This is a genomic window from Variovorax sp. UC122_21, from assembly GCF_044056785.1.
Classification (GTDB): Bacteria; Pseudomonadota; Gammaproteobacteria; order Burkholderiales; family Burkholderiaceae_C; genus Variovorax.
This window is the reverse complement of sequence record NZ_CP172003.1, coordinates 888941-914371: the sequence shown is the minus strand read 5'-3', so window position 1 is coordinate 914371 and position 25431 is coordinate 888941. Positions and strand designations below refer to the sequence as shown.

21 protein-coding genes and 1 pseudogene are annotated in these 25431 nt (G+C 70.8%); 5 read left to right on the top strand and 17 right to left on the bottom strand.

Going from position 1 to position 25431, the window contains the following annotated elements; translation table 11 throughout:
- Positions 1–23 precede the first annotated feature (23 nt).
- The 5 genes from ACHMXE_RS04680 (at position 24) to ACHMXE_RS04660 (ending at position 4362) form a co-directional block, all read left to right on the top strand.
- Positions 24–1400: an MmgE/PrpD family protein gene (locus ACHMXE_RS04680; protein WP_209542213.1), complete on the top strand. Its 1377-nt coding sequence runs from the start codon at positions 24–26 to the stop codon at positions 1398–1400.
- 194 nt (positions 1401–1594) lie between these two features.
- The gene (locus ACHMXE_RS04675; protein WP_395347047.1) at positions 1595–2500 is read left to right on the top strand and encodes an isocitrate/isopropylmalate dehydrogenase family protein; all 906 of its coding nucleotides are present in this window, start codon (positions 1595–1597) and stop codon (positions 2498–2500) included.
- 14 nt (positions 2501–2514) lie between these two features.
- Positions 2515–3612 carry a zinc-binding alcohol dehydrogenase family protein gene (locus tag ACHMXE_RS04670; RefSeq protein ID WP_395347046.1) on the top strand — a complete coding sequence of 366 codons (1098 nt, stop codon included), beginning with the start codon at positions 2515–2517 and terminating at the stop codon, positions 3610–3612.
- Positions 3596–3913, top strand: a complete 318-nt coding sequence (locus ACHMXE_RS04665) for a type II toxin-antitoxin system PrlF family antitoxin (RefSeq protein ID WP_395347045.1) — start codon at positions 3596–3598, stop codon at positions 3911–3913. The genes ACHMXE_RS04670 and ACHMXE_RS04665 overlap by 17 nt, the downstream gene beginning before the upstream one ends.
- Positions 3913–4362: a type II toxin-antitoxin system YhaV family toxin gene (locus ACHMXE_RS04660; RefSeq protein WP_203206535.1), complete on the top strand. Its 450-nt coding sequence runs from the start codon at positions 3913–3915 to the stop codon at positions 4360–4362. Before ACHMXE_RS04665 ends, ACHMXE_RS04660 begins: the two co-directional genes overlap by 1 nt.
- Positions 4363–4490: 128 nt before the next feature.
- Here the strand turns inward: ACHMXE_RS04660 and ACHMXE_RS04655 are convergent.
- The 17 genes and pseudogenes from ACHMXE_RS04655 to ACHMXE_RS04575 all read right to left on the bottom strand — a co-directional run.
- Positions 4491–5717: pseudogene (locus tag ACHMXE_RS04655) on the bottom strand (heavy metal sensor histidine kinase); the annotation flags it as partial.
- Between the two features lie 47 nt (positions 5718–5764).
- A complete protein-coding gene (locus ACHMXE_RS04650; protein ID WP_208512467.1) occupies positions 5765–6445 on the bottom strand; it encodes a heavy metal response regulator transcription factor in 681 nt (226 codons plus the stop codon).
- A 75-nt stretch (positions 6446–6520) separates the two neighbouring features.
- Positions 6521–7306: an alpha/beta fold hydrolase gene (locus ACHMXE_RS04645; protein WP_209542209.1), complete on the bottom strand. Its 786-nt coding sequence runs from the start codon at positions 7304–7306 to the stop codon at positions 6521–6523.
- A gap of 129 nt (positions 7307–7435) precedes the next feature.
- A complete protein-coding gene (locus tag ACHMXE_RS04640; RefSeq protein WP_395347043.1) occupies positions 7436–8221 on the bottom strand; it encodes a class II aldolase/adducin family protein in 786 nt (261 codons plus the stop codon).
- Positions 8222–8239: 18 nt separating this feature from the next.
- Positions 8240–9187, bottom strand: coding sequence for an ABC transporter substrate-binding protein (locus tag ACHMXE_RS04635; protein ID WP_395347042.1), 948 nt, complete (start codon positions 9185–9187; stop codon positions 8240–8242).
- A complete protein-coding gene (locus ACHMXE_RS04630; RefSeq protein WP_395347041.1) occupies positions 9184–9342 on the bottom strand; it encodes a hypothetical protein in 159 nt (52 codons plus the stop codon). The genes ACHMXE_RS04635 and ACHMXE_RS04630 overlap by 4 nt, the downstream gene beginning before the upstream one ends.
- Before the next feature lie 38 nt (positions 9343–9380).
- Positions 9381–10220 carry an ABC transporter permease gene (locus tag ACHMXE_RS04625; RefSeq protein ID WP_209542206.1) on the bottom strand — a complete coding sequence of 280 codons (840 nt, stop codon included), beginning with the start codon at positions 10218–10220 and terminating at the stop codon, positions 9381–9383.
- Positions 10217–10984 carry an ABC transporter ATP-binding protein gene (locus ACHMXE_RS04620; protein WP_209542205.1) on the bottom strand — a complete coding sequence of 256 codons (768 nt, stop codon included), beginning with the start codon at positions 10982–10984 and terminating at the stop codon, positions 10217–10219. Before ACHMXE_RS04620 ends, ACHMXE_RS04625 begins: the two co-directional genes overlap by 4 nt.
- A 34-nt stretch (positions 10985–11018) precedes the next feature.
- Positions 11019–11186 carry a hypothetical protein gene (locus tag ACHMXE_RS04615; protein ID WP_395347039.1) on the bottom strand — a complete coding sequence of 56 codons (168 nt, stop codon included), beginning with the start codon at positions 11184–11186 and terminating at the stop codon, positions 11019–11021.
- A 14-nt stretch (positions 11187–11200) separates the two neighbouring features.
- Entirely contained in the window at positions 11201–11836 is a 636-nt protein-coding gene (locus tag ACHMXE_RS04610) for an enoyl-CoA hydratase/isomerase family protein (RefSeq protein ID WP_395347038.1), read from the bottom strand.
- Positions 11837–11848: 12 nt separating this feature from the next.
- A complete protein-coding gene (locus ACHMXE_RS04605; protein WP_395347037.1) occupies positions 11849–13978 on the bottom strand; it encodes an acetate--CoA ligase family protein in 2130 nt (709 codons plus the stop codon).
- A complete protein-coding gene (locus ACHMXE_RS04600; RefSeq protein WP_209542203.1) occupies positions 13975–14982 on the bottom strand; it encodes an MDR family oxidoreductase in 1008 nt (335 codons plus the stop codon). The genes ACHMXE_RS04605 and ACHMXE_RS04600 overlap by 4 nt, the downstream gene beginning before the upstream one ends.
- Positions 14983–15152: 170 nt before the next feature.
- A complete protein-coding gene (locus ACHMXE_RS04595) occupies positions 15153–16088 on the bottom strand; it encodes a LysR family transcriptional regulator (protein WP_209542202.1) in 936 nt (311 codons plus the stop codon).
- Between the two features lie 57 nt (positions 16089–16145).
- Positions 16146–16313, bottom strand: a complete 168-nt coding sequence (locus ACHMXE_RS04590; RefSeq protein ID WP_209542201.1) for a hypothetical protein — start codon at positions 16311–16313, stop codon at positions 16146–16148.
- A 28-nt stretch (positions 16314–16341) separates the two neighbouring features.
- Entirely contained in the window at positions 16342–16542 is a 201-nt protein-coding gene (locus tag ACHMXE_RS04585) for an MbtH family protein (RefSeq protein ID WP_057591017.1), read from the bottom strand.
- A gap of 35 nt (positions 16543–16577) precedes the next feature.
- The gene (locus tag ACHMXE_RS04580) at positions 16578–17891 is read right to left on the bottom strand and encodes a glycosyltransferase (RefSeq protein WP_395347036.1); all 1314 of its coding nucleotides are present in this window, start codon (positions 17889–17891) and stop codon (positions 16578–16580) included.
- 10 nt (positions 17892–17901) lie between these two features.
- Positions 17902–25335, bottom strand: coding sequence for an amino acid adenylation domain-containing protein (locus tag ACHMXE_RS04575; RefSeq protein WP_395347035.1), 7434 nt, complete (start codon positions 25333–25335; stop codon positions 17902–17904).
- Positions 25336–25431: the final 96 nt, after the last annotated feature.

Genomic DNA, 25431 nt, shown 5'->3' with positions numbered 1-25431 from the left:
CAACGCAACCAGCAAGAACTCCAGTGGCCCGCAACACGCACGTTTCCGCCGACACCTCGGCCCCTCCCGTCACCGCCATCCTGGCCCGCTTCGTCGCCACGCATCCCTCGCGCGGCTGGAGCGACGCGGTCGAGCGCGAGGCGCACCGCACCTTCTACAACTGGCTCGGCTGCGCGATCGGCGCGGCGCGCCACGAGGCGGCCGAGGCCGCGATCGCCGCCGTGCGCATGCTCGAGCCGGCGCCGCAGGCCAGCGTGCCGGGTCGCGCCGACAAGGTCGACATGGCCAGCGCGGCGCTCGTCAACGGCATCACCTCGCACACCTTCGATTTCGACGACACGCACCTGAAGACCATCATCCATCCGGCCGGCCCGGTGGCCTCGGCGCTGCTCGCGCTCGGCGAACACCGCGGGGCCTCGGGCCGCCAGCTGATCGACGCGCTGGTGCTCGGCATCGACGTGGCCTGCCGCATCGGCAACACCATGTACCCCGACCACTACGACCGCGGCTGGCACATCACGGGCTCGACCGGCATGCTCGGCGCGGCCGCGGGTTGCGCGCGGCTGCTGGGACTGGACGAACACCGCACGGCGATGGCGATCGGCATCGCGGCCTCGCAGCCCGTGGGCCTGCGCGAGCAGTTCGGCACCATGACCAAGCCCTTCCATCCGGGCGCCGCGGCGCGCGCGGGCCTGATGTCGGCGCTGCTCGCGAGCCAGGGCTTCACGGCCAGCGAGCGCGCGCTCGAGGCGCCGCGCGGCTTCGTGCAGGTGGCTTCCGACAAGCGAGCCTGGCACGAGGTCACCGACGAGCTCGGCGAGCGCTTCGAGATCTCCTTCAACACCTACAAGCCCTTCGCCTGCGGCATCGTGATCCATCCGAGCATCGACGCCTGCGTGCGGCTGCGCGCGCAGGGCATCGCGCCCGAGGACGTGGAGCGCATCGAGCTGCGCGTGCATTCGCTGGTGCTCGAGCTCACGGGCAAGAAGGAGCCGAAGGACGGGCTGCAGGGCAAGTTCAGCGTCTACCACGGCTGCGCCGTGGGCCTGATCCATGGCCGTGCGGGCGAGGAGGAGTTCTCGGATGCGGTGGTCAATGACCCGCGCGTGGTCGCGCTGCGCAACCGGGTGCAGGCGGTGGTCGACGACGGCATCGCGGAGGAGTCGGTGCACGTGAGCGCGCTGCTGCGCGATGGTCGGCGCGTCGAGGTGCAGGTCGATCACGCGATCGGCTCGATGCACAACCCGCTCTCCGATGCGCAGCTCGAGGCCAAGTTCGACGCGCTCGCGGTGCCGCTGCTCGGCGCGCAGCGTTCGGGCCGGATCACCGAGGTGTGCCGCACGCTGGCCGCGCTGCCCGACCTGCGCACGCTGACCGCACTGACCGCGCCTTCGGCTTGAAAAGGAGGCAGGCATGACGAACCAAAACATTCCATCGCTTCGCATCGGCATCCTCGACGGCGACGACATCGGCCACGAGATCGTGCCCGCCTCGGTCGACATCGCGCGCGCGGCCGCCGAGCTGCACGGCGTGGCCATCGACTGGCATCCGCTGCCGATCGGCGCGCGCGCGCGTCCAGACCCACGGCCACACCATGCCGCCCGGCACGCTCGAGACCCTGCGCACGCTCGACGGCTGGATCCTCGGGCCCATCGGCCACCGCGCCTATCCCAAGGGACCGAACGCGATCAACCCGCATCCGATCCTGCGCAAGACCTTCAACCTGTTCGCCAACGTGCGACCCACGCGCTCGTACCCGGACATCGGTTGCCTGCACGATGGCGTCGACCTGGTGATCGTGCGCGAGAACAACGAGGGCTTCCAGCCCGACCGCAACATGGTCGCGGGCTCGGGCGAGTTCCGGCCCAACGACGAAGTCACGCTGTCGGTGCGCGTGATCACCCGCACCGGCAGCCGGCGCGTGGCGCGCGCGGCCTTCGAACTCGCACGCCAGCGCCGCAAGCACCTGACCTATGTGCACAAGGACACCGTGTTCAAGCTCGGCTGCGGCATGTTCGTCGAGGAGTGCAAAAAGCTCGCCGAGGAGTACCCCGACGTGCGCGTCGACGACGTGATCGTCGACACCTTCGCGATGCGGCTGGTGCGCGACCCGCAGAGCTTCGACGTGGTGGTCACGACCAACATGTTCGGCGACATCCTCTCGGACGAGGCGGCCGGGCTGGTGGGTGGCCTCGGCATGGCGCCGGGGCTGTGCATCGGCGACGGCGACATCGCGATGGCGCAGGCCACGCACGGCTCGGCGCCCGACATCGCGGGCCAGGGCATCGCCAATCCCTACGCGATGATCGAGTCGACGCGCATGCTGTTCGACTGGCTGGGCCACAGCCGCGGCAACGAGGGCGCGGTGCGCATGGCGGCGTCGATGTCGCGCGCCACCACGGCCGCGCTGGCCGATCGTTCGGCGCGCACCGGCGACATCCGCGGCAGCGGCAACACGGTGGCGTTTACGCAGGCCGTGCTGCGCAATCTGAGTGCCTGAAGGGGAATCTTTCGATGACCGAAGCGACCACTATGCAGTCCTTCTGGATGCGGATGAGCGAGGCGGGCGGCGTGCTCGAGCAACGCGAGGTGCCGGTGCCCACCGCGGGCCCGGGACAGTTGCTGGTGCGCCTGCATGCGGCATCGCTCAACCGCGGCGAGTTCCTGGCGAGCCATGGCGCTTCGGGTGCGTGGCGCCCGGCCGGCGGGGAGGGTGCTGGCAGGGTGGTCGATGTTGGAAATGCCGTTAGTGGATTTCAAGTCGGCGATCGCGTGATGGGCCGCTGCGCTGGAGCCTTCGCCGAGTACGCGCTGATGGAAGCGGCCGAGGCCATGGCCGTGCCGGAAGTCCTGTCGTGGGAAGAGGCCGCGAGCATTCCGCTGGCCTTCCTGGTCGCGTTCGACATGCTGGTGCTGCAGGGCCGGCTGCAGCCCGGCGAATGGCTGCTGGTCAACGGCGTGTCCTCGGGCGTCGGGGTGGCGTCGCTGCAACTGGGCAAGGCGCTCGGCGCGCGCGTCATCGGCACCTCGGGCTCGGCCGACAAGCTCGCGGCCCTCGCGCCGCTGGGGCTCGATGTCGCGCTGCCCACCCGCGCCGCCGACTTCGCGCCGGCCGTGCTGCGGGCCACCGAGGACAAGGGCGCGAACCTCGTCGTCAACACGGTCGGCGGTTCGGTGTTCGCCGAGAACCTGCGCGCGATGGCCTTCGAGGGACGGCACGCGACCGTGGGCCATGTCGACGGCGTGCTGCATGCCGAACTCGACCTCGAGGCCCTGCATGCGCGCCGGCTGGTGCTGTTCGGCGTGTCGAACAAGCTGCGCACCAAGGCCCAGCGCGTCTCGGGCGTGCCGCGTTTCGTCGCCGAGGTGCTGCCGCTGTTCGCGGCCGGGCGCATCCGGCCGCGCATCGACCAGGTGGTGGCGTTCGCCGAGTTGCCGGCGGCCAAGGCGCGGATGGAGGCTGGGGCGCATGTCGGGGAAGATCGTGCTGCGCATGCCGGGCGGACAGAACAGCGATCGCGCCTGAAGGTGCCACTGTTTGACGTGGTAAGGAAATTTCCTTACCATCGGAACATTGCCAGCACGAAAGGCCGCCATGTCCGAAATCCATGAAATTGCGACGCTGACCTCCAAGGGGCAGCTCACCTTGCCGAAGTCCATCCGGCAAGCCTTAGGCGTCGACATCGGCGGCAAGGTGGCGTTCGATCTGCGCGATGGAGAGGTCGTCGTGACTCGCGCCCATGCGGAACACGAGGACCCTGCCATCGGCGCCTTCCTGGCATTGCTGGAAGCGGACATCCGCGCCGGGCGCCACCTCCAGTCGCTGCCGGAGGACTCGGCGCGGGCCATGTTGGCGAGCGCTGGCTACGCGGCGAACCTCGATGAAGACATCGAAGGCGAGGTGGCGCTCTGATGCAACGGCATGGCTGGACGCTGCTGTTTCACGAGTGCGTGATCGAGCAGTTGCGCAAGCTGCAAGCGGCGGCGGAAAAAGCCGAGCAGAGCGACCCGCAAGGATTCGAAGGCAATGCCAACGTCAAGTTGTTTCGTGCGCTGAGCCAACTGATCGTGGATGTAGTGCCGAGCGATCCGGCCCGAGACGAATTCCGCCAGGGCAACACCCTGGGGGCTGAATTTCGCCACTGGCGCCGCGCGAAGGTCGGCAGGCGCTTTCGATTGTTTTTTCGCTACGACTCGAAGGCGAAAGCCATCGTCTATGCATGGGTCAATGACGAGCAGACCTTGCGATCGGCGGGCAGCAAGTCGGATCCGTACGCTGTCTTTGAAAAGATGCTGGGGCGAGGCAGTCCACCCGATGATTGGGCGGCGCTGATGGCCACGAGCAAGGTCGATTGGCGATAGCTCAACGAGCGCCAGCCGGGTCGCGCTTGGCCCCATTGCGACCCAGCGTGAACCCGATCTCGTTGACGCCTGGCGCGCCCTGCACGAAGGTCTCCCCCATGCATCCGCGCGATGGCCCGCACGATCGCCAACCCGAGCCCGAAGCGCTCGCCCGTCCTCGGCCGCGAGCTGTCGCCGCGCCAGAAGCGCTCGAACATGTGCTGCCGCACTTCCTCCGCAATCGCATCGCCCGGGTTGGCGACCGTGATGCGCGCGCCCTCCGGCAGCGCCTCGATCCGCAAGCCGATCACGGCCTCCACCGGCGCATGCCGCGATGCGTTCGTCAGCAGGTTCACGAGCGCGCGGCGCAGCAGCACGCGGTTGACCGGCACCGAGGCATCGCCCTCGATCTCGAGCCGCTGGCGCTTCTCCTCGAGGAAGACCTCGACGAACTCGCCGACCTGCCGCGCCTGCTCGCCCAGTGAGAGCTCGCGCAGGTCCTCGGCCGCGTCGCCGCGGTCGGCGCGCGCGAGGAACAGCATGTCGTTGACCATCGAGCCCAGCGTGCGCAGTTCCTCGAGGTGCGACTCGAGCACCTCGCGCATCTCGTCCTGGGGCCGGTCGCGCGCGAGCGCGAGCTCGGCGCCGTTGATCATGATGGCCAGCGGCGTGCGCAACTCGTGCGCCACGTCGGCATTGAAGCCCTCGAGCTGGGTCCACGCATCCTCCATGCGCGCCAGCACCTCGTTGAAGCGCAGGGCCAGCGGCAGCAGCTCGGTGCTGTCGGCCGGCAGGGTCAGGCGCTGCGACAGCCCGCCGGGGCGTATCACCGAGGCCTCGCGCGACAGGTCCGCGAGCGCGCGCAGGCCGCGCCGCGTGGCGATGGCACCGAGCGCCACGGTGCACAGCACGCCGAGCGCGCCGACCAGCAGGCCGTAGTTGTCGTAGCGGTCGAGCATCTCGGCGCGCGGCCGCGGGTCCATGCCGATCAGCACCTGCGCGCCCGGAAAGATGGCGTGCTCGTCGAGTCGGTAGTGCGCGCCGCGCAGCACCACGCCGTCCTGCCGCTGCAGCCAGACCTTGTTGCCCTCGCCGCGCAGCGTGGGCGGCATCGGCTCGGCGCCGTAGAGCATCTCGCCGTCGCGCGCGATCAGCCACACGTTCCAGCGGTAGCGCCCGCCCACGCTGGTGGCCGCGAGGTGGCGCCGCAGCATCGGCAGATCGGCCGGCGTGCGCACTTCGTCGATGAAATGCTGCACCACCTCGGTCTTGCCGCTGAGGTCCGAGCGCTCGTCGGCGATCAGCACCTGCTCGAGCGCCTTGTGGAGCAGGAAGCCGGTGGCCGCGAACACCGCGACCGCGACCACCGCCAGCATCAGCACCAGGCGCGCCGAGATCGACCCGAAGCGCACCCGCGGTGCCTTCACGCGGACTCCAGCACGTAGCCCATGCCGCGCACGGTGCGCAGCATCGGGGTCTCGAAAGGCTCGTCGAGCTTGGCGCGCAGGCGGCGCACCGCCACCTCGACCACGTTGGTGTCGCTGTCGAAGTTCATGTCCCACACCTGCTCGGCGATCACGGTGCGCGACAGCACCTCGCCGCGGCGCCGCATCAGCAGCGCCAGGATCAGGAATTCCTTGTTGGTCAGCTCGAGCGCCTGGCCGCCGCGCGAGGCCTTGCGCCGCGCGAGGTCCAGCTGCAGCTCGCCCAGGGTCAGCACGGTGGGTTCCGAGGTGCCGCCCGAGCGCACGCCGCGTCGGCGCAGCGCGGTCAGGCGCGCCAGCAGCTCCGAGAACGCGAAGGGCTTGACGAGGTAGTCGTCGGCGCCGTCCTGCAGGCCGCGCACGCGGTCCTCGACCTGGTCGCGCGCCGTCAGCATGAGCACCGCCACGTCCTTGGTGGCGCGGATCGCCTTGAGCACCGCGAAGCCGTCGAGGCCGGGCAGCATCACGTCGAGCACCACGATGTCGTACTCGCCGTTCACCGCGAGATGGCGGCCATCGATGCCGTCGGCCGCGACGTCGACGACGTAGCCGTTCTCGGTGAGCCCCTTGCGCAGGTAGTCCGCCAGCTTGGGATGATCTTCGACGACGAGCACGCGCATGTTGTGTCCTTCCGGGGCCGCCGCCGGCGGCTCGACCGGCGCGGCGGTTCCGCAGTCTATCGCCGGGCCGCCCGTTCAGCGCCGGCCCTGCGCCGCCTTCACGATCAGGTCGGCCACGGCCCTGGGCTGCGACAGCAGCGACACGTGGCTCGCGTCGAGCTCGACGGTGCTGGCCTTCATGCGCTGGGCCATGAAGCGCTGCAGTTCGGGATCGATGGTGCGGTCCTGGCGCGAGACGGCATACCAGGTCGGCTTGTCGTGCCAGGCCGCCACCGTGGTTTTGGCGGTGGTGATGGCGCGCGCGAACGGTTGCTGCACCGCGTAGTAGGCGAGTGCCTCGGCCGGCGGCAGGTCGCCCGCGAAGTCCTTCACGAAGGCCGGCTGGCTCAGCGAACCCCAGCCGTTGGTGTCCCATTGCAGGCCGGCGCCGGCGGGCGCGGCGGCGAACTTGCGCGTCAGGGCCGGGTAGTCCTCGCCGGCATCGGGCGCGCGCGCCGCGATGTAGACCAGGCCCGCCACGTGCGGGTCGGTGCCCGCCTCGCTGATCACCATGCCGGCGTACGAGTGGCCGACCAGCAGCGTCGGGCCGTCCTGCTGCGCCAGCACGCGCTTGACCGCGTCGACGTCGTCCTGGAAGCCGCTCAGCGGGTTCTGCACCGAGGTCACGTGCAGGCCCTGCGCCTGCAGCAGCGGAATCACCTTGCCCCAGCTCGAGCCGTCGGCATAGAGGCCGTGCACCAGCACCACGTTGTGGACGGCGACCGGCGCCGGGGGCGCGGTCTGCGCACTGGCGGCGCCCGCGGAGAAGACACCGGCGAGGGCGATGGCCGCGATGCGGCCCATGAGGGTTCTGCGATGCATGAAAGGCTCCAGGTTCTGGCGGCGCCGGCTGCGGCGCCGAGGGGTCATGCAGTGACGACCGGCACTGCTCTGGAGCGGACTATGGCGCCAGGCCATCGACCTGGATCGCACATTTCGATTACAAAAATGTCATCTGGCCGGCGCCAGCCGCTGCAGCATGGCGTGCCAGGCCCGCTGGTCGGGATCGGTCTGCCCCTTCATGCGGTTGCCGTCGCCGCTCTCGAGCTGCCGCAGCGTCTTCTGGCGGATGGCCTCGGGGATCGCGCGCACGGGCCGCCCGGTCGAGAGCACCGCGATCTGCGCCCGGCAGGCCTTCTCGATCGCGAGCATGGTCAGCACCGCGTCCGCCACGCTGCGCCCCACCGTCAGCAGGCCGTGGTTGCGCAGGATCAGCACCTTGGCGGTGGCGCCGAGATCGGCCACCAGGCGCTCGCGCTCGTCGAGGTCGAGCGCGATGCCTTCGAAGTCGTGATAGGCCACGCGCTGGTGGAACAACAGCGACCACTGGTTGAGCGGCAGCAGCCCTTCCTCGAGCGTCGACACCGCCACGCCGGCCACCGTGTGGGTGTGCAGCACGCAGGCGGCATCGTGGCGCGCCGCATGGATCGCGCTGTGGATGGTGAAGCCCGCGGGGTTCACGTCGTGCGGCGAGTCCTCGAGCTGGCGGCCCTCGAGGTCGATCTTCACCAGCGAGCCGGCCGTGACGTCGCGAAACAGCAGGCCGAAGGGATTGATCAGGAACTGGTTCTCGGAATCGGGCACGCGCGCGGAGATGTGCGTGTAGATGCTGTCGTCCAGGCCGTGCAGCGCGATCAGCCGGTAGGCGGCGGCGAGGTCGCAGCGCACCGCGATCTCGGCCTGCGAGCGGTTCGGTCCGGCGGCGTCCGCCGCATAGGCACCATGCAGGGTGGTCATCAATCGCGCTCCTTCGCCTCAGGAGATGGCACAGGCCTTGGCCTGGCGGATCACGGTCTCGTGGTCGTAGCGGTCCACGCGCTCGGCGAAGCCGGGCGTGCGGATCACGAAGGTCTCTGGCGCCACCTTCCGGTCGATCACCTTGTTGTCGAACAGGAAGTCCTGCATGCGCTGGAAGCCGGCCGCATCGACGCGGCCCCAGGCCTGGCCGCCGTCGAGACGCCGCGCCTTGTCCATCGACCCGACCACCGCCGCCACCAGCCGGTCGTCGTTGCGCGCCAGCGTGGCCTCGTCGGCGCCGGTGGGCTTGCTCTGCGGAAAGCGCTTCCAGTGCAGCTGGCGCGCGCACTGCGGATTGGTGGCGGTGAACAGGCTGGCCTTGGCCACGCCGCGCGCGATGGCCTCGACCATCGCCGGGTCGCTGTCGATGGTGCGCTGCGTGGTCGCGAGGCTGAAGTCGGCGAAGGTCTCCCAGGCGGGGTCCGACAGGTAGCGCAGCCGGCCGCCGGCATTCTCGAAGCCCACCAGCGCCGTGTGCCAGAACATCAGCCCCTGCACCCGGTTGGCGCGCAGCGCCTCCAGCGCGGGCGCGCCGGTGCCCACGGCGACGATGGTCACGTCCTTGTCGGGATCGAGGCCGCCGGCGCGCAGCAGCGCCTTGAGCATCGGCAGGCCGCCGCTGGCCAGGCTCACGATGCCGATGTTCTTGCCCTTGAGGTCGGCCACCTTCGCGACCGGGCCGTCGGCCTGCACGCCCACGGCCCAGTCGAGCACGTTGTTCACGCTGATCGCGCGGATCGGCAGGTTGTTCATCACGTTGGCCTGGATCAGGGCGCCCGCGCTCATCTGCGACAGCGCGATGCTGCCCGCGGCAAGCTGCTGCACCGTCTGCAGCGAGCCGGGCGTGGCCACCACCTCGACGTCGTAGCCCTCGTCGCGCCAGTAGCCGAGCGCCAGCGGCATCATGAGCCAGGGATAGGCCGCGTCAGCACGCTCACGCCGCCGACGGCCAGCGTGACCTTCTTCAGGGGCTTGGCGCTCTGGGCCGATGCCTGCAGCGCGCAGGTCAGGAGCAGCAGCAGGAGGGCGCGCAGGCCGTCGGCGAGGATGCGAGTGGTCATGAAGACTCCAGAAGTGAAGTGCGAGGTGAAACCGGGGCTCAGGCGCCGAGCGTGGCGTCCTTCTGCGTCTCGAGCCAGAACACGACCCGCTTGCGGGCGTACTTCATGACCGCATGCAGCACGATGCCCATGGCCGACAGCAGGATGAGGATGGCGAACATGCCCGCCGTGTCCATCGAGAAGGTGCGCTGCAGGATCAGGTAGCCCAGCCCCGCCTGCGCGCCGACGAACTCGCCGACCACCGCACCGATCACCGACAGAACTATCGACACGTCGAGCCCCGCGAAGATGTAGGGCAGTGCATGCGGCACGCGTGCCATGCGGAAGATCTGCCAGCGCGTCGCGGTGAAGGCCCGCAGCAGCTCGATCTGGTCCGCCGGCGCCGCGCGCAGCCCGACGATGGTGTTGGCCAGCGCGGGAAAGAAGGCGATGGTGGCGGTGATGATCACCTTGGAGGTCATGCCGTAGCCGAACCAGATCACGAACAGCGGCGCGATCGCCACCTTGGGGATGGTCTGGAACGCGACGATGTAGGGATAGAGCGTCTTCTCGACCAGCACGAACTGCGACACCAGCGAGCCCAGCACCAGCCCGAGGCCCGCGCCGACCGCGAAGCCCGCGAGCGTCTCGTAGGCGGTCACGCCGAAGTGGTAGGTGAAGGCGTTGGAGATCAGTCCGCTCCACAGCGCCAGCGCGACCGCCGAGGGCGGCGGCACCACGAGCGCGGAGATGTCGAGCGCGCGCACCGCGAGCTCCCAGCCGCCGACCACGACGATGAACAGCGCGATGGCCAGCGGGATCTCGGGCCGGGCGATGCGCCGCGCGGGAGGCGCCGAAGGCGCTGCGGGCAGCACGGTGGAAGCGGTGCGGGTGTTCATGCGTCGAGTGCTCCGAGCGAATGGAAGTGCCTGCGGATGGCCGAGACGTAGCCGCCGAAGCGTTCCGAATTGATCATCTCGAGCCGCCGCGGGCGCGGCAGGTCGATCGGCAGGATCTCGGTGATGCGGCCCGGCCGCGGCGACATCACGACCACGCGGTCGGCGAGGAACACGGCCTCGGGGATGCTGTGCGTGACCAGCACCACCGTCTTGCCGCTCTCCTTCCAGATGCGCAGCAGCTCGAGGTTCATGGTCTCGCGCGTCATCGCGTCGAGCGCGCCGAAGGGCTCGTCCATCAGCACGAAGGCCGGGTCGTGCACCAGCCCGCGCGAGATGCCCACGCGCTGCTGCATGCCGCCCGAGAGTTCGGACGGGTACTTGCCCTCGAAGCCCTCGAGGCCCACCAGCTTGAGCAGCGCACGGGCGCGCGGCTCGTAGACCTTGCGGTCCAGGCGCTGGATCTCGACCGGCACCATCACGTTCTCGAGCACCGTGCGCCAGGGCAGCAGCACCGGCGCCTGCAGCACCACGCCGACGTCGCGGCTCGGTCCGTCGAGCGGGATGTCGCGCGCCTTCACCGAGCCCGAGCTGCGTCGCAGCGTGCCGGCCAGGATCTTGAGCAGGGTGGACTTGCCGCAGCCGCTGGGCCCGACCACGGTGACGAACTCGCCGTCGGCCACCGAGAGGTTCACGTCCTTCAGCGCGTCGATGTCCACGCCGTCGCGCGTGAGGTAGCGCTTGTTGAGTCCCGAGATCTCGATCATGGTGCGTGCCTTTCGAGGTGCGCCCGGCCTCGCCTCACTGCGGGCCTTCGAGCGCGAAGCGCGCGTCGCGCCACTTGAAGGCGGCCTTCAGGCCCTGCGCGCCGGCCACCTTGAAGAACTCGTCGGCCTCGGCCGATTCCGCCATCAGCACCAGCGTGAAGACCTCGGCGCCGTAGTCGATGGTGGACTGGAAGCCGCGCATCTCGTAGGCGCGGTTCAGTCCATCTTGTTGAGCTGCATCGCGGGCGGCGGAATCATCGACAGCTTGGTCGCCAGCCGCCGGGCCTCGGTCAGCAGCTGGTCGGCCGGCACCACGCGGTTGGCCAGGCCGATGCGCTGCGCCTCCTGCGCGTCCACGCGGTCGCCGGTCAGCAGCAGCTCCTTGGTCTTCTTCATGCCCAGCACCCAGGGCATGATCGCGTAGGGCGGGGCCGACTTGAACTGGATCTCGGGCTCGCCGAACTGCGCGGTGTCGGCGGCCAGCGTGATGTCGCAGACCATCGAGAGATCGCAGGCACCGCCGAGACAGAAGCCATTGACCGCCGCGATCACCGGCAGCCGCGAGCGCCAGATGCGCGACCAGGTGTCGTTGCCCAGCTTCACGTGCTCGCGCCAGTCCTGCACGGTGGTGAACGGCTCCTCGCGCGGGCTGAGGTCGAAGCCCGCGCTGAAGGCGCGACCCGCGCCGGTGACGATGAGGGCGCGCACGGCCAGGTTCGCCTCGAGGCTGTCGAGCGCATGCTGCATCTCGAGCAGCAGCTGGTCGTCGAGCGCGTTCATCTTCTCGGGGCGGTTGAGCGTGAGCGTGGCGATGCTGCCGTCGATGGCGAGCTGGATGGCCTGGTAGTCCATGGGTCTTTCCTTTCAGTTGAGCGTCGGTCCGCGCAGCTCGACCAGGGCGTCGAGCACGCGCACGCCCTGCCCCGTGGCAAGCACGGCGACCGGGTTGATTTCGATGGCCTCCACGAGGTCCGCGTAGGCGGCGGCGATCTCCGACAGCCGCACCATCAGGGCCTCGAGGGCCGCGGCGTCGGCGGGTGCCGCGCCCCTGAAGCCGTCGAGCAGCGCCGCCGCCCGCGTCGCGCGCAGCATCCGGTGCGCGCGTGCCGGGCTCACCGGTGCCAGCGCCAGCACCGAATCGCGCACCAGCTCGACCCAGATGCCGCCGGTGCCGACCACCAGCGCGGGACCGAAGGGCGCGCGCCGCGAGGTGCCGGCGATCATCTCGATGCCGCCGCGCACCATCTCCTGCACGGTCACGCCGCGCAGGCGCGCCTGCGGCTGGTGGCGGCTCACGTCGGCCAGGATGCGGTCGAAGGCCGCGCGCACCGCGGCGTCGTCGGCCAGGCCCAGGGCCACGCCGCCGGCCTCGGTCTTGTGGGCGATGTCGGGCGACTCGATCTTCATCACCACCGGATGGCCGATCTCGCGCGCGGCGGCGACCGCCTGCTCGGCGCTGGTGCACAGGCGCTCGCGCGTCGTCGCGATGCCGTGGTCGGCGAGGAAGCGCTTGGCCTCGCCTTCCGACAGCGGCTCGCCGCTCGCGAAGCGGTCGCGCCAGGCGGGCTGCGGCTGCGAGAGAGCGGGCTCGAAGGCCGGCTCGGGCTGCCAGCGGTGCCAGGCGAGCCAGTGCGCGATCGCCTGCAGCGCGGGGCGCGCGCCCTGCAGCGCCGCGACCCTCGACGCATGCAGCGGTGCGACGACATCCGCATGCATGCCGCCGCCGACGTTGCTGTAGAACAGCACGGGCTTCGAAAGCGCCTGGGCCGCCTGCGCCGCCGCCTGCGCGATCAGCCGGTAGTTGCCGGCCGCGCGTTCGCCGATGCCCGGCGGGCAGTCCTGCGAGATCGCGAGCACCGCCACGTCGGGATCGGCCGCGAGGATGTCGACGCATTGCCGGTACAGGCTGCCATCGGACACCGCTGCGCCGGTCACGTCGAGCGGATTGCTCGGCGTGGCGAACGAGGGCAGTACCTCGGCCAGGCGTTGCAGCGTGGCCGCGGCCGGCTTGGCGAAGCGCAAGCCGGCGGCTTCGCCGAGGTCGCAGGTGAGCGCGATCTCTCCGCCGCTCACGTTGAGCACCGCCACGCCGTCGCCCCGTGGCGCGCGGGCGCCGCTCTCGAACAGCACGCAGGTCTCGACGAACTCGTCCATGTCGTTCGCCACCACCACGCCGAGGCCGCGGAAGAAGTCGAGGTAGGCCTCGTCGGAGCCGGCCAGCGAGCCGGTGTGCGCGGCGGTGGCCGCGGCGCCCTGGTTCGAGCGGCCCACGCGCAGCAGCACGACGGGCTTGCCGGCCGCGCGCATCAGCCGTGCGGCACGCGCGAAGCCTTCGGGGTCGCGCACGGTCTCCATGAACACCGCGGCGAGCTTCACCTTGTCGTCGCCCGCGAAGTGGGCGAGGTAGTCGTGGATGTCGAGCACGGCCGCGTTGCCGACCGAGACCATGTGGCTCAGGCCCAGGCGCCCGGTGCCGCCGAGCGCGATGCAGGCCGAGCCCGAATGCGACACCACCGCCACGCCGCCGGCGGGCAGCGGGTCGGGCGGCGGCGCGCTGTAGAGCGCGGTGCGCGCATGCACGTCGATCAGGCCCAGGCAGTTGGGGCCGCACACCAGCAGGCCGGTCTGCGCGTGCAGCTCGGCAAACTGCCGCTGCAGCGCCGCGCCCTCGGCGCCGAGTTCGGCGAAGCCGCTCGCGAACACCACCGCCGACTTCACGCCCTGGGCCGCGGCATCGCGCAGCGCGCCCATCACCTTGTCGGCCGACAGCGCGACCACGGCGCAATCGGGCACGCGCGGCAGCGAGGCCAGGTCGGGGTAGCAGCGCATGCCCTCGACCTCGGTGGCCGTCGGATGGATCGGGTAGATCTCGCCCGCATAGCCACCGTCGCGCAGGTTGCGCGCGACATAGGTGCCCATGGCGTCGGCGCGCGGCGAGGCGCCCAGCACCGCGACGGCGGCGGGACGGAACAGCGCCTGCAGGTTCATGCTCATGCGCGGCTCCCGGCGATGTGCGACGCATTGACGTCGACGCAGATGCGGCCGCGCACCTCGCCGGCCATCAGCTTGTGCGCATGCGCGATCACCTGCGACAGGCCGATCTCGTGGACGATGTCGCCGAGCCGCAGCGCCTCGAGCACATGCGACAGCCGCTGCCAGGCGCTGATGCGCTCGGCGCGCGGCGCCATCACCGAGTCCACGCCGCGCAAGGTCACGCCGCGCAGGATGAAGGGCGCGACCGAGGCCGGGAAGTCCAGCCCCTGCGCCATGCCGCAGGCCGCCACCACGCCGCCGTAGCGCGTGGCCGCGCAGGCATTGGCCAGCGTGTGGCTGCCGACCGTGTCGACCGCCGCGGCCCAGCGTTCGCGCGCCAATGGCTTGCCGGGCGCGGCGAGTTCGGCGCGGTCAATCACTTCGGCGGCGCCCAGGCTTTTCAAGTAGTCGGCCTCGGCGGCGCGGCCGGTCGAGGCCACCACGCGATAGCCGAGGTGGGCCAGCAGCGCGACGGCGATGCTGCCCACGCCGCCCGCGGCGCCGGTCACCAGCACCTCGCCCGCGCCGGGCCGCACGTGATGGCGCTCGATGGCCTGTACGCAGAGCATCGCGGTGTAGCCGGCGGTGCCCAGGGCCATGGCCGAGCGCGATTCGAGCCGGTCGGGCATCGGGATCAGCCAGTCGCTCTTCAGCCGTGCGTACTGCGCGAGGCAGCCGAACCAGTTTTCGCCGACACCCCAGCCGTTGAGGATCACGCGGTCGCCGACGCGAAACTCCTCGCTGTCGCTGGCCTCGACCACGCCGGCGCCGTCGATGCCGGGAATCATGGGCCACTGGCGCACCACGGGGCCGCGGTTCGCGATGGCCAGCGCGTCCTTGTAGTTGAGCGAGGAATGCTCGATGCGCACGGTCACGTCGGCCTGCGGCAGAACGGACCGGTCGAGCTCGACCTCGGCGGCTTCGAAGCCGCCTTCAGGCCGGGACAGATGAATGGCTTTGAACACGTGGGCTCCTGCTTTTTGCTGCACCGCATCGAAAAACTCGATGGGCACAGCGCGATAAGAAGCGCCACTCTATGAGCGAGGTCCGCTCTACTCAAGATCAATAAACGTCGATACGCGTTCTCTTTATTAGCGCATTGAAGGCGCCGCTCGGCGCCGCACGCTGGCCCCGTTCAACGTTCGCTGCGCGCCTGCAGCACCGCGGCCACGCTCTCGAGCAGCGTGAGGCTGGCCACCGACAGATGGCGTCCCTTGCGCACGCAGCACGACACCGCCTGCTTCTTCACGCGCGTGTCGCGGATCGGCACGAACACCGCGTGCGGATAGTTGGGATCGAGCCCGTGCAGGTACTGGCTCACGATTGCGATGCCCAGTCCCGCCGAGGCCGCGCTGCGCATCATTTCGTAGGAGTCGGTGGTGAGCGCGATGCGCGGCTGGATGCCGACGCTGGCGAACATGCGGTCGATGGTCGGGCGCAGCGCCATGCTCTCGTGCGGCATGATGAAACCGTAGGGCGCGCAATCGGCCAGCCGCACCGAGCTCTTCGAGGCCAGCGGATGCTGGCGCGGCACCATGATGCAGGAGCCCACGAGGCAGCGCGCCTGCACCTGCAGGCCCGCATGCGGCGCGACGTTGTAGGCGATGATGAGATCGACCTCGTCGGCCATCACCATCTCCACCAGCCGCGGTGACGCGGCCACCAGCAATTCGAAGGTGACCTGCGGATGCCGCTGGTTGAACGGCGTCAGCGTCTCGCGCAGCAGCTCGCGCGCGAAGCCTTCGTTGACGCCCATGCGGATGTTGCCGCGCTTCAGGCCCTTGAGGGCATCGATCTGGGTCTTCGCCGCATTGAGCTCGTTCGCGATGGTGCGCACGTGCAGCAGCAGGATCTCGCCGGCGGCCGTGAGCTTGAGTCCCGAGCGGCCGCGGCCGCGTTCGAACAGCGGCGCCTCGACTTCGTCCTCGAGGTTCTTCACCTGCCGGTTGATGGCCGAGGCCGCGACATGCGTCACCTCGGCGGCCTTGCGGAACGAGCCGGCCTTCGCCACCTCGCGGAAGTAGTGGAGTGCGGTCGGGTTCTTGAGCTGGGCGGAAAATTCGCGGGACATCGCGGGCCTCTTGGAAATCCTGTGGCGAGGCCGATGCTATGCGCAGACGTCCAGGCGCTATTCCGCGAGCCGCTTCTTTCCGGCCTCGCCCTTCCGGCGGCGGGGCTTGTCGGCCCGGCGCTTCTCCACGGCCGAGGCCATGCCCGCAGCCTCGGGGCCGAGCGCTCGCAGCCGCCGCACATGAACCGCGGCGGCACTGCGACTGCGCAGGAACAAAAAGATCATGGCCGGCGGCCCGATGCGATGGACGCGCTCAACGTCCCGCCAGCGAAAGCGGCCGCATGTCCTGCCAGTTCGCCTCGATGTAGGCGCTGCACGCGGCGCGGTCGGTGGTGGGCAGGGCCACGCGCCAGCCGGCGGGCACGGCGATGAAGGCGGGCCACAGCGAATGCTGGCCCTCGTCGTTGACCAGCACCTGGAAGCTGGCGTTCTTGTCGTCGAAGGGATTGGTCATGGCGGTTCTTTCGATGGGGTGCGAAGGGCCGGGGCTCAAGCCGCTTCGAGGGATTCGACGCGCGGCAGGGCCTCGAGCGCCTGCGCGATGCCGTGCAGCGCGCGATGGCGCGCGAACTCCTCGCGCAGCGCATTCGCGCGTTCGCGGTAGCTGGGGGTGGCGAGCAGCTTGCGCACCGCATCGCCGACCTGGCGCGCGGCCGGCTGCGCGGTGCCGAGGTTGATGCCCACGCCCGACCAGGCCACGCGCGCGGCGATCTCGGGCTTCTCCTCCGAGCTGCCGGCCACCACCAGCGGCACGCCGAGGCTCAGCGCATGGTTGACCGAGCCGTAGCCGCCGTTGGTGACCATCGCATGCAGCTTGGGCAGCAGGCGGTCGTAGGGCAGGAAGGGAATCACGCGCGCATTGGCCGGCACGTTGGCCGACAGCGCGGGCGGCACCGGACCGCCGGTGGTGGCGATCACGAGCAGCGTCGGATCGCCGGCCAGCGCCTGCAGCGTGGGGCCGATCAGCTGCGCGGGATTCTGGTTGGCCAGCGTGCCCTGCGTGACCAGCACGACCGAGCGGCCGTCGTCGAGTTCGTCCCACCAATCGGGCGGCGTGAAGTCGCGGCTGGCGGGCGCGAGCAGCGGGCCGACGAAGCGCACCGAGGCCGGCAGGTCGCTGCGCGGGTATTCGAAGGACGGGCCGGTGAGCTGCAGGTAGAGATCGGGCATGCGCACCATCGCATCGACGAAGAAGGCCGGCAGCGCGCCGGCGCCCAGGCGCCGCAGCACGGCGTCGAAGTGGCGCTGCACGTCGCCGAACATCGCCTGCTGCAGGTTGGCGTTCATCGCCTTGTTGCGCGCGCGGCCCTCGGGCGTGGCGGACGGCGGCAGCGCGGTGCCGAAGAAGGCGGTGTCGCAGCTCGACAGCGGCAGCGCCGAGATGCCGATCGCGACCACCGCGGGACGCTCGTCGCGCGGCCCCAGCAGCAACGAGAAGGTGCCGCAGAACATGGTGTCGACCACGATGGCGTCGGCCTCGAAGTCCTCTAGGATGGCGCGCAGGCCCGCATGCTGCGCCTCGATCGCGTCGGCGAAGAAGTGCTTGAGGCCGAAGCACAGCTGCGCATGCGGCGAGTTCAGCCGGCGGCGCTCGGGGAAGCGCTCGTCGAGGTCGCGGTAGTCGCCGTCGATGGCGCGCGCGAAGGGCGTGAAGCTCGCGCCGGTCGCTTCGGCCTGGGCCCTGAACTGGCTCGCGGTGTGCACCCGCACCTCGTGGCCGAGGCCCGTGAGGTGCTGGGCGATGGCCAGCATCGGCAGGACGTGGCCGGGCAGGGCGGTTGCCGCGATGAGATAGCGTGCCATGGGATGTTCCTCAGGAGGCGGTGGTTTCCAGGGCGCGGCGCGCCTTGGTATGGATGCCGAGGTCGACGAAGTAGCGCTGCAGCAGGTCGCGGTCGACCGGACGGATCGGCGTGCCGATCGCCTCGAGCTGCGCCTGCGTGGCCGCGCCGCTCACCTGCGGCGGCGTGGCCGAGGTGTCGTAGCGGTCGAGGATGGCGAGCACCGCCGCGAGGTCGCGGTCCTGCCCCACCGCGAGCCGCGCATGCGCGCGCTCGAGCCAGGGGTCGAGTCCCACCGGTTCGAGGCGCATGCCCAGCCGCTCGAACACCGGCGGGATGTCGCGCACGCGCAGCGGCGCCTGCCCCATCAGGTGGAACACCTGGCCCCACGAGGCGCGCTGCGCCGCGAGGCCGAGGATGGCGCGCGCCACGTCGTCCACCGGCGTGAGGTTCAGCGGCAGGTCCATGTCGGGGATGGCTTCGAGGTCGGCATAGAGATGGGCCACGCGCCAGATCAGGTCGTCGGCGTTGCAGATCGCATGCGTGTGGTCGCCGGTGACCGCGCCCAGGCGGTAGATCGCGACCGGCATGCCGCGCGCCTGCGCCTCGCGCGCGATCGCGTCGCCGACCCACTTGCTCTGGCTGTAGCCGTCGACCAGGCCGCGCCACGAGTGGAGCGCCGAGCGCTCGGTGACCGTGCCCTCCTGGTCGTTGCCCTGGTCGATCACGGCCAGCGTGGAGACGTAGTGCAGCGTCTTCGCGCAGCCCTGCGCGGTCCAGTCGAGCAGCGTGACCACGCTGTCGACGTTGGCCGGCTTGAGGCTGGCGTAGGGATGCAGGAAGTCGACCTGCGCCGCGCAGTGGTAGAGCGCGTCGCAGCCGTCGCGCACCAGCCGCACGGCGTTGTCGTCGAGGCCCAGGCGCGGTTTGCCGAGGTCGCCCGTGACGACCTCGATGCGCGCGTCGTCCCAGATCGATTCGAGCTGGCGCGAGGCCAGCGTGCGCTTCAGGCGCAGCGCGCCGGCCTCGGCGTCGGCGGCGCGCACGTGGCAGACCACGCGGGCTTCGGTGTCGCGCAGCAGCGCGGCCAGCAGGTGGCTGCCGACGAAGCCGCTGGCGCCGGTGAGGAACACGCGTCGCGGTGCCAGCGTGGGCGCGATCGCCTGCGCCTGAACATGCGCGGGCAGCACCACCTCGCGCGACAGGTCGAGCGCCTCGGTCGTGCCCGCGTTGTCGTCGATCCAGGCGGCAAGCTCTGCGATCGAGGGCCGGTTGTAGACCTCGGCATGCGGGAAGTCGGCGCGCACCTGCTGGCGGATGCGCATGCCGAGCTGGATCGCCATCAGCGAATGGCCGCCGATCTCGAAGAAGTTGTCGTGGATGCCCACGCGTTCCAGCCGCAGCGTCTCGCGCCACAGGCCGGCCAGCAGTTCCTCGGTGGGCGTGCGCGGCGCGACGTACCGCACCGCGGCCTGCTGCTCGGGCACGGGCAGCGCCTTGCGGTCGAGCTTGCCGCTTGGCGTGAGCGGCAGCGCGGGCAGGTGCACGAAGGCCGAGGGCACCATGTAGTCGGGCAGGGCGCGCGCCATGTGGGCGCGCAGCTCGGTCGGCTGCGGATCGGCGGCGGCGACGAAGTAGGCCACCAGGCGCTTGTCGCCGGGCGTGTCCTCGCGCGCGATCACCGCGGCCTGCGTCACCTGCGGATGCTGCAGCAGCGCCGACTCGATCTCGCCGGGCTCGATGCGGTAGCCGCGGATCTTCAGCTGCTGGTCGGCGCGGCCCAGGAAATCGAGGCTGCCGTCGGCGCGCCAGCGTGCGAGGTCGCCACTGCGGTACATGCGGCTGCCGGGCGCGCCGTGCGGATCGGCGACGAAGCGCTCGGCGCTGAGCGCGGCGCGGTTCAGGTAGCCGCGCGCCACGCCGGCGCCCGCGATGTAGAGCTCGCCCGCGACGCCGGGCGGCACCGGCTGCAGCTGCTCGTCGAGCACGTACATGCGCGTGTTCCAGATCGGCTGGCCGATCGAGGGCTGGCGGCCGGCTTCCATCGGCGCGCTCATGCTCGCGCAGATGGTGATCTCGGTCGGGCCGTAGGCGTTGACCATGCGACGCCCCGGCGCCCAGTGCGCGGCCAGCTCGGCCGAGCAGGCGTCGCCGCCGACCACCAGCGTCCGCAGCGCCGCGAACTCGCCGGCCGGCAGGGTCGAGAGCGCGGCCGGCGGAATCAGCGCATGGCTCACGGCCCGGGCCTCGAGCAGCTCCGCGAGGTCGCTGCCCAGCAGCTGCTGCGCGCCCGGCACCACCAGCGCGGCGCCCGCGTGGAAGGCCATGAGCTGGTCCATCACCGAGGCATCGAAGCCGCAGGAGGAGAACTGCAGCACGCGCGAGTCGGGCGTGATCGCCAGCCGCTCCTGCATCGCGGCGCCGAGGCTGGCCAGGCCCGCATGCGGCACGACCACGCCCTTGGGCAGGCCGGTGGAGCCCGAGGTGTAGATGACGTAGGCGGCCTCGCGCGGATCGGCGGGCGGTGCCGAGGGCGCGGCCTCGGACTGGATCGCGATCGCTTCAAGCGTGTCAGAGGCGTCGAGCGCGATGCAACGCGCGACGTCGGCCAGCTGCGGCAGCAGCGCCTCGTGCGTGAGCACCGCCGCGGGCGCGGCCTCCTGGAACACGAAGGCGCTGCGCGCCGCCATGTGGTTCGGATCGATCGGCAGGTAGGTGGCGCCGGCCTTGACGATCGCCAGGTGGGCCACGACCAGGTCGAGCGAGCGCGGCAGCACCGTGGCGACGATGGCGCCGGGCGCGATGCCGCGGGCGCGCAGCAGCTGCGCGAGCCGGTTGGCGCGCGCGTCGAGTTCGGCATAGCCGACGGTCGCATCGTCGAGCACCACGGCGGGCGCCTGCGGGCGCTCGGCGGCATGCGCGGCCACCATGGCGGCCAGCGAGCGCGGCGCGAGTTCGCGTGGCTGGCCGCTCCACTGCGCGAGCAGCCGGTGCTGTTCTTCGGCGCTCAGGATCGCGAGCTCGGCGATCGGCGCGTCGGGCGCGTCGCAGGCCTCCTCGAGCAGGCGGGCCAGCCGCGCGGCCATGGCCTCGACGGTGGCGCGCTCGAACAGGTCGCTGCTGTACTGGATGCCGCCGCCGATGCCGCCCGGCAGGCCGTCGGTGCCGCGTTGTTCGCTGAGGATGAAGGACAGGTCGAACTTCGCGGTGTCGATCTCCACCGGCTGCGGCGTGATCGACAGGCCCGGCAGGCTGAACGACAGGCGGCTGCTGTTCTGGAAGCCCAGCATCACCTGGAACAGCGGCTGGTTGGTGCGTGCGCGGCCCGCGCCGCTGCGCTGCAGCTCCACCAGGCGGTCGTACGGAAACTCCTGGTTCGCATAGGCCGCGAGGTTGGTGGCGCGCACGCGCGCAACCAGCTCGCGCAGGCTGGGTCGGCCCGAGGTGTCGGTGCGCAGCACCAGCGTGTTGACGAAGCAGCCGATCAGCTCGTCGAGCGCGTGGTCGCTGCGGCCCGCGACCGGGCTGCCGATCACGATGTCGTCGCCCGCGCCGAGCCGGCTCAAGAGGCCCGCGAGCGCGGCCTGCAGCACCATGAAGACGCTGGCCTGCCCGTCGCGCGCCAGCTGCAGGATGCGCTCGTGCACCTGCGGCGCGATCTGCAGCGGCACCACGTCGCCGCGGTAGCTCGGCGCCAGCGGGCGCGGATGGTCGGCCGGCAGCGCGAGCTGTTCGGGCAGGTCCTGCAGCGTGGCCTGCCAGAACGCACGCTGGCGCCCGGCCATGCTCTCGGCATCGTCCTCGCTGCCCAGCAGCTCCTGCTGCCACAGCGCGTAGTCGGCGTACTGCAGCGGCAGGGGCGTCCAGCCCGGCGCCCGGCCCTCGCAGCGCGCCGCGTAGGCCACGCTGAGGTCGCGCGCCAGCGGCAGCAGCGAGGCGCCGTCGCCGGCGATGTGGTGCGTGAGCAGCAGCAGCACGTGCTCGTCGTCGGCCAGTCTGAACAGCGAAACGCGCAGCGGCGCGGTGCTGCCGAGGTCGAAGGCATGGCCCGCGGCCGCATGCAGCTGCGCGGCGATCTCGTCCTCGCTGCTGTCGGCCTCGAGCACGGCGGGGCGCGCCTGCGCGCCGTCGAGCACCTGCTGCCACGGCAGCCCGTCCTCGTTCGGATAGATGGTGCGCAGGCTCTCGTGGCGCTGCACCAGGTCATCGAGCGCCGCATGCAGGGCCGCGCGGTCGAGCGTGCCCGACAGGCGCAGCGCCAGAGGCATGTTGTAGGCCGGGTTGGCGCCCTCGAGCTGGTTCATCAGCCACAGGCGGCGCTGCGCGAAGGACAGCGGGATGCGCGCCGGGCGCGGCATCGGCACCAGGCTGGGCCGCGCCACCGATTCCTGGTCGAGCAGCTCGGCGAGGCCGGCGATGGTCGAGACCTGGAACAGCGTGTCGAGCGGCAGGTCGATCATGAACTGCTGGCGGATCATCGAGACCAGCTGCACGATCATCAGCGAGTGGCCGCCAAGCTCGAAGAAGTTGTCGTGGATGCCCACGCGCTGCAGGTGTAGCGTCTCGGCCCAGAGGCCGGCCAGGATCTTCTCGGTGGGCGTGCGCGGCGCGGCGTAGGGCGTGGCGGCCTGCACCTCGGGCGGCGGCAGCGCCTTGCGATCGAGCTTGCCGCTCGGTCCCAGCGGCAGCGCGGGCAGGCTCACGAAGGCCGAGGGCACCATGTAGTCGGGCAGCGCCTGCGCGAGGTGCGTGCGCAGCTCGGCTGCCTGTGGATCGGCGGACTCGGCCGGCACGAGGTAGGCCACCAGGCGCTTCTCGCCGGGAGCGTCCTCGCGCGCCACTACCGCGGCCTGTGCGATCTGCGGATGCTGGAGCAGCACCGCCTCGATCTCGCCGGGTTCGATGCGCAGGCCGCGGATCTTCACCTGCTGGTCGGCGCGGCCCAGGTAGTCCAGGCTGCCGTCGGCGCGCCAACTCGCGAGGTCACCGGTGCGGTACATGCGGCTGCCGGGCGCGCCATGCGGATTGGCGACGAAGCGCTCGGCGCTCAGCAGCGGCCGGCCCAGGTAGCCGCGCGCCAGGCCCGCGCCCGCGATGTAGAGCTCGCCCGCCACGCCGGCCGGCACCGGCTGCAGGCCGCTGTCGAGCACGTACATCTGCGTGTTCCAGATCGGCCGGCCGATCGGCACGCTCTTCGGCGCGGCCTCGCCGCGTTCGCATTCCCATGCGGTGACGTCGACCGCGGCCTCGGTCGGGCCGTAGAGGTTGTGCAGCTCGGCGCCCAGGCGCTCGTGGCATTGCGCCTGCAGCGCGGGCGACAGCGCCTCGCCGCTGCAGATTACGCGGCGCAGGCTGGTGCAGCCGGCAGCCGCGGGCTCGCGCAGGAAGACCTCGAGCATCGAGGGCACGAAATGCAGCGTCGTGATGCCCTCGTCGGCAATCAGGCCCGCGAGGTAGGCCGCGTCCTTGTGGCCGCCGGGTTTGGCGAGCACCAGCGTGGCGCCGTCGATCAGCGGCCAGTAGAACTCCCACACCGACACGTCGAAGCTCGAGGGCGTCTTCTGCAGCACGCGGTCGTCGGCCGCGAGGCCGTAGCGCGCCTGCATCCACTGCAGGCGGTTGACGATGGCGCGATGCGACACCACCGCGCCCTTGGGCCGGCCGGTCGAGCCCGAGGTGTAGATCACGTAGGCCGGGTGCGCGGGGTCGATCGCGACGGCGAGATTGGCTTCGTCGCAATTCGCCAGATCGGCAATCGTTTGCGCCCCATCGATCAACACGCGCGGGGCATCGGCGGGCAGCACCTGCGCGAGCGCCTCGGTGGTGACCAGGCACACGGGCGCTGCGTCGCCGAGCATGAAGGCGATGCGGTCGGCCGGGAAATCGGGATCGACTGGCAGGTAGGCCGCGCCGGTCTTCAGGGTGGCGAGCAGCGCCACCATCAGTTCCATCGAACGCGGGATCGCGAGCGCCACCGTGCGCTCGGGGCCTGCGCCGCGTGCACGCAGCAACTGCGCGAGGCGGTTGGCACGGCGGTTCAGTTCGGCGTTGGACATCGCCTCGCCCTCGAAGCGCAGCGCGACGGCCTCGGGCCGCTCGGCGAGCTGGGCCTCGATCAGCGCGACCAGGTGCGTGTCGGGCACGGCGTGGTCGGTGTCGTTCCAGCCGAACAGCAGTTGCCGGCGCTCCTCGGCACCGAGCAGGTCGACATGGCCGACGGCCTGCTGCGGTTGCCGGATCACGGCATCGATGAAGGCGATCAGGCGGCGCTGGTGATCGGCCAGCCCCTGCGCGGTGTGCACCGCGGGATTGGCGTCGAAGTCGATCTGCAGGTCCTGCCCGTTGCCGCGCTCGTAGAGGAAGATGCCCAGGTCCTCGGCCGTGCCGTTCGATAGGTTGCGCGGCCGTGCCGCATGGCCGGCGAAACGGAAGTCGTAGTCGAAGGGCTCGACGTTGACCACGGTGGTGAACAACTGCCGGTTGTTGACCAGCATGTTGAGGTCGCTGCGCAGGTGCTCGTAGCGGTACGACTGGTGGCGCAGCACCTGGCGCATCTGGCGGCCCACTTCGCGGATCAGTTCGGGGATCGGCAGGTCGGCGCGCATCGCGAGCCGCAGCGGCACCGCATTGGCCACCATCGCGGGCACGCGCCGCATGCGTTCGTTGTGGCGCGCGGTGACCGGGATGCCGATCGCCATGTCCTCGATGCCGGTGGCGCGATAGAGGTAGGCCGCGGTGGTGGCGATCAGGATCTGCGGCAGCGTGGTGCCGAGCTCCTGCGCGATCTGCTGCAGCGCCTGCACGCTGGCCGCGGGCAGGTGCACCGTCTGGCGCAGCAGGCCGCCGATGTTGACCGAGCGCTGCGCTGCGAGGCTCAGCGGATCGGGCGCGTCGGCGAAGCGCTCGGTCCAGTACTGGCGGTCGCGCGGGAAGCGGCCCGACTCGCGGTAGGCGCGGTCCTCCTCGGCCAGCTGCGACAGCGGCGCCAGGCGCGAGGCCTCGGGCACCTCGGCGGCGCCTTCGGCCATCGCGCTGTAGATGTCGGCGAAGCGCCGCGCGATCAGCCCGCCGCCGAAGCCGTCGAGCACGATGTGGTGGCTGCGGTGATACCAGACGTGGCGATCCGGCGCGAGGCGGATCAGTGCCGACAGCCACAGCTGGCCGTGCGCGAGGTCGATGTTGCGTTCGAAGTCCGCGCGCATCCAGCGCTCGGCGCGCGCCGCGGGATCTGACTCGGTACTGAGGTCGAGGTAGGGGATCTCGCCCTCGAAGCTGGTCGCCACCACCTGGCGCGGCCCCTGGCCCGCGTCGACGAAGTTGAGCCGCGTGGCCTCGACCTCCTCGGTGATGCGACGCAGGGCCGCGAGGAAGATCGCGGGATCGATCGGACCATCGATGTCGATGGCTTCGGCGAGGTTGAAATTGGTGTCGGGCGACGCGAATTTCGCGCCCAGCCACATCGCCATCTGACCCGAGGTGAGAGGCGCCGAACTGCTCAGGGGACCGCTGCCTTGCATGCGCTGCTCCAAGTTGGACATGGGGTGGCCAACGGGGCATTGCAG

Excerpts from the sequence above, each read along its gene's own strand:
- ACHMXE_RS04675 (WP_395347047.1), top strand. The coding sequence starts at position 1,595 with ATGCCGCCCGGCACGCTCGAGACCCTGCGCACGCTCGACGGCTGGATC.
- ACHMXE_RS04670 (WP_395347046.1), top strand. The coding sequence starts at position 2,515 with ATGACCGAAGCGACCACTATGCAGTCCTTCTGGATGCGGATGAGCGAG.
- ACHMXE_RS04665 (WP_395347045.1), top strand. The coding sequence starts at position 3,596 with ATGTCCGAAATCCATGAAATTGCGACGCTGACCTCCAAGGGGCAGCTC.
- ACHMXE_RS04660 (WP_203206535.1), top strand. The coding sequence starts at position 3,913 with ATGCAACGGCATGGCTGGACGCTGCTGTTTCACGAGTGCGTGATCGAG.
- ACHMXE_RS04650 (WP_208512467.1), bottom strand. The coding sequence starts at position 6,445 with ATGCGCGTGCTCGTCGTCGAAGATCATCCCAAGCTGGCGGACTACCTG.
- ACHMXE_RS04645 (WP_209542209.1), bottom strand. The coding sequence starts at position 7,306 with ATGCATCGCAGAACCCTCATGGGCCGCATCGCGGCCATCGCCCTCGCC.
- ACHMXE_RS04640 (WP_395347043.1), bottom strand. The coding sequence starts at position 8,221 with ATGACCACCCTGCATGGTGCCTATGCGGCGGACGCCGCCGGACCGAAC.
- ACHMXE_RS04635 (WP_395347042.1), bottom strand. The coding sequence starts at position 9,187 with ATGATGCCGCTGGCGCTCGGCTACTGGCGCGACGAGGGCTACGACGTC.
- ACHMXE_RS04630 (WP_395347041.1), bottom strand. The coding sequence starts at position 9,342 with ATGACCACTCGCATCCTCGCCGACGGCCTGCGCGCCCTCCTGCTGCTG.
- ACHMXE_RS04625 (WP_209542206.1), bottom strand. The coding sequence starts at position 10,220 with ATGAACACCCGCACCGCTTCCACCGTGCTGCCCGCAGCGCCTTCGGCG.
- ACHMXE_RS04620 (WP_209542205.1), bottom strand. The coding sequence starts at position 10,984 with ATGATCGAGATCTCGGGACTCAACAAGCGCTACCTCACGCGCGACGGC.
- ACHMXE_RS04615 (WP_395347039.1), bottom strand. The coding sequence starts at position 11,186 with ATGCGCGGCTTCCAGTCCACCATCGACTACGGCGCCGAGGTCTTCACG.
- ACHMXE_RS04610 (WP_395347038.1), bottom strand. The coding sequence starts at position 11,836 with ATGGACTACCAGGCCATCCAGCTCGCCATCGACGGCAGCATCGCCACG.
- ACHMXE_RS04605 (WP_395347037.1), bottom strand. The coding sequence starts at position 13,978 with ATGAGCATGAACCTGCAGGCGCTGTTCCGTCCCGCCGCCGTCGCGGTG.
- ACHMXE_RS04595 (WP_209542202.1), bottom strand. The coding sequence starts at position 16,088 with ATGTCCCGCGAATTTTCCGCCCAGCTCAAGAACCCGACCGCACTCCAC.
- ACHMXE_RS04590 (WP_209542201.1), bottom strand. The coding sequence starts at position 16,313 with ATGATCTTTTTGTTCCTGCGCAGTCGCAGTGCCGCCGCGGTTCATGTG.
- ACHMXE_RS04585 (WP_057591017.1), bottom strand. The coding sequence starts at position 16,542 with ATGACCAATCCCTTCGACGACAAGAACGCCAGCTTCCAGGTGCTGGTC.
- ACHMXE_RS04580 (WP_395347036.1), bottom strand. The coding sequence starts at position 17,891 with ATGGCACGCTATCTCATCGCGGCAACCGCCCTGCCCGGCCACGTCCTG.
- ACHMXE_RS04575 (WP_395347035.1), bottom strand. The coding sequence starts at position 25,335 with ATGGCGATGTGGCTGGGCGCGAAATTCGCGTCGCCCGACACCAATTTC.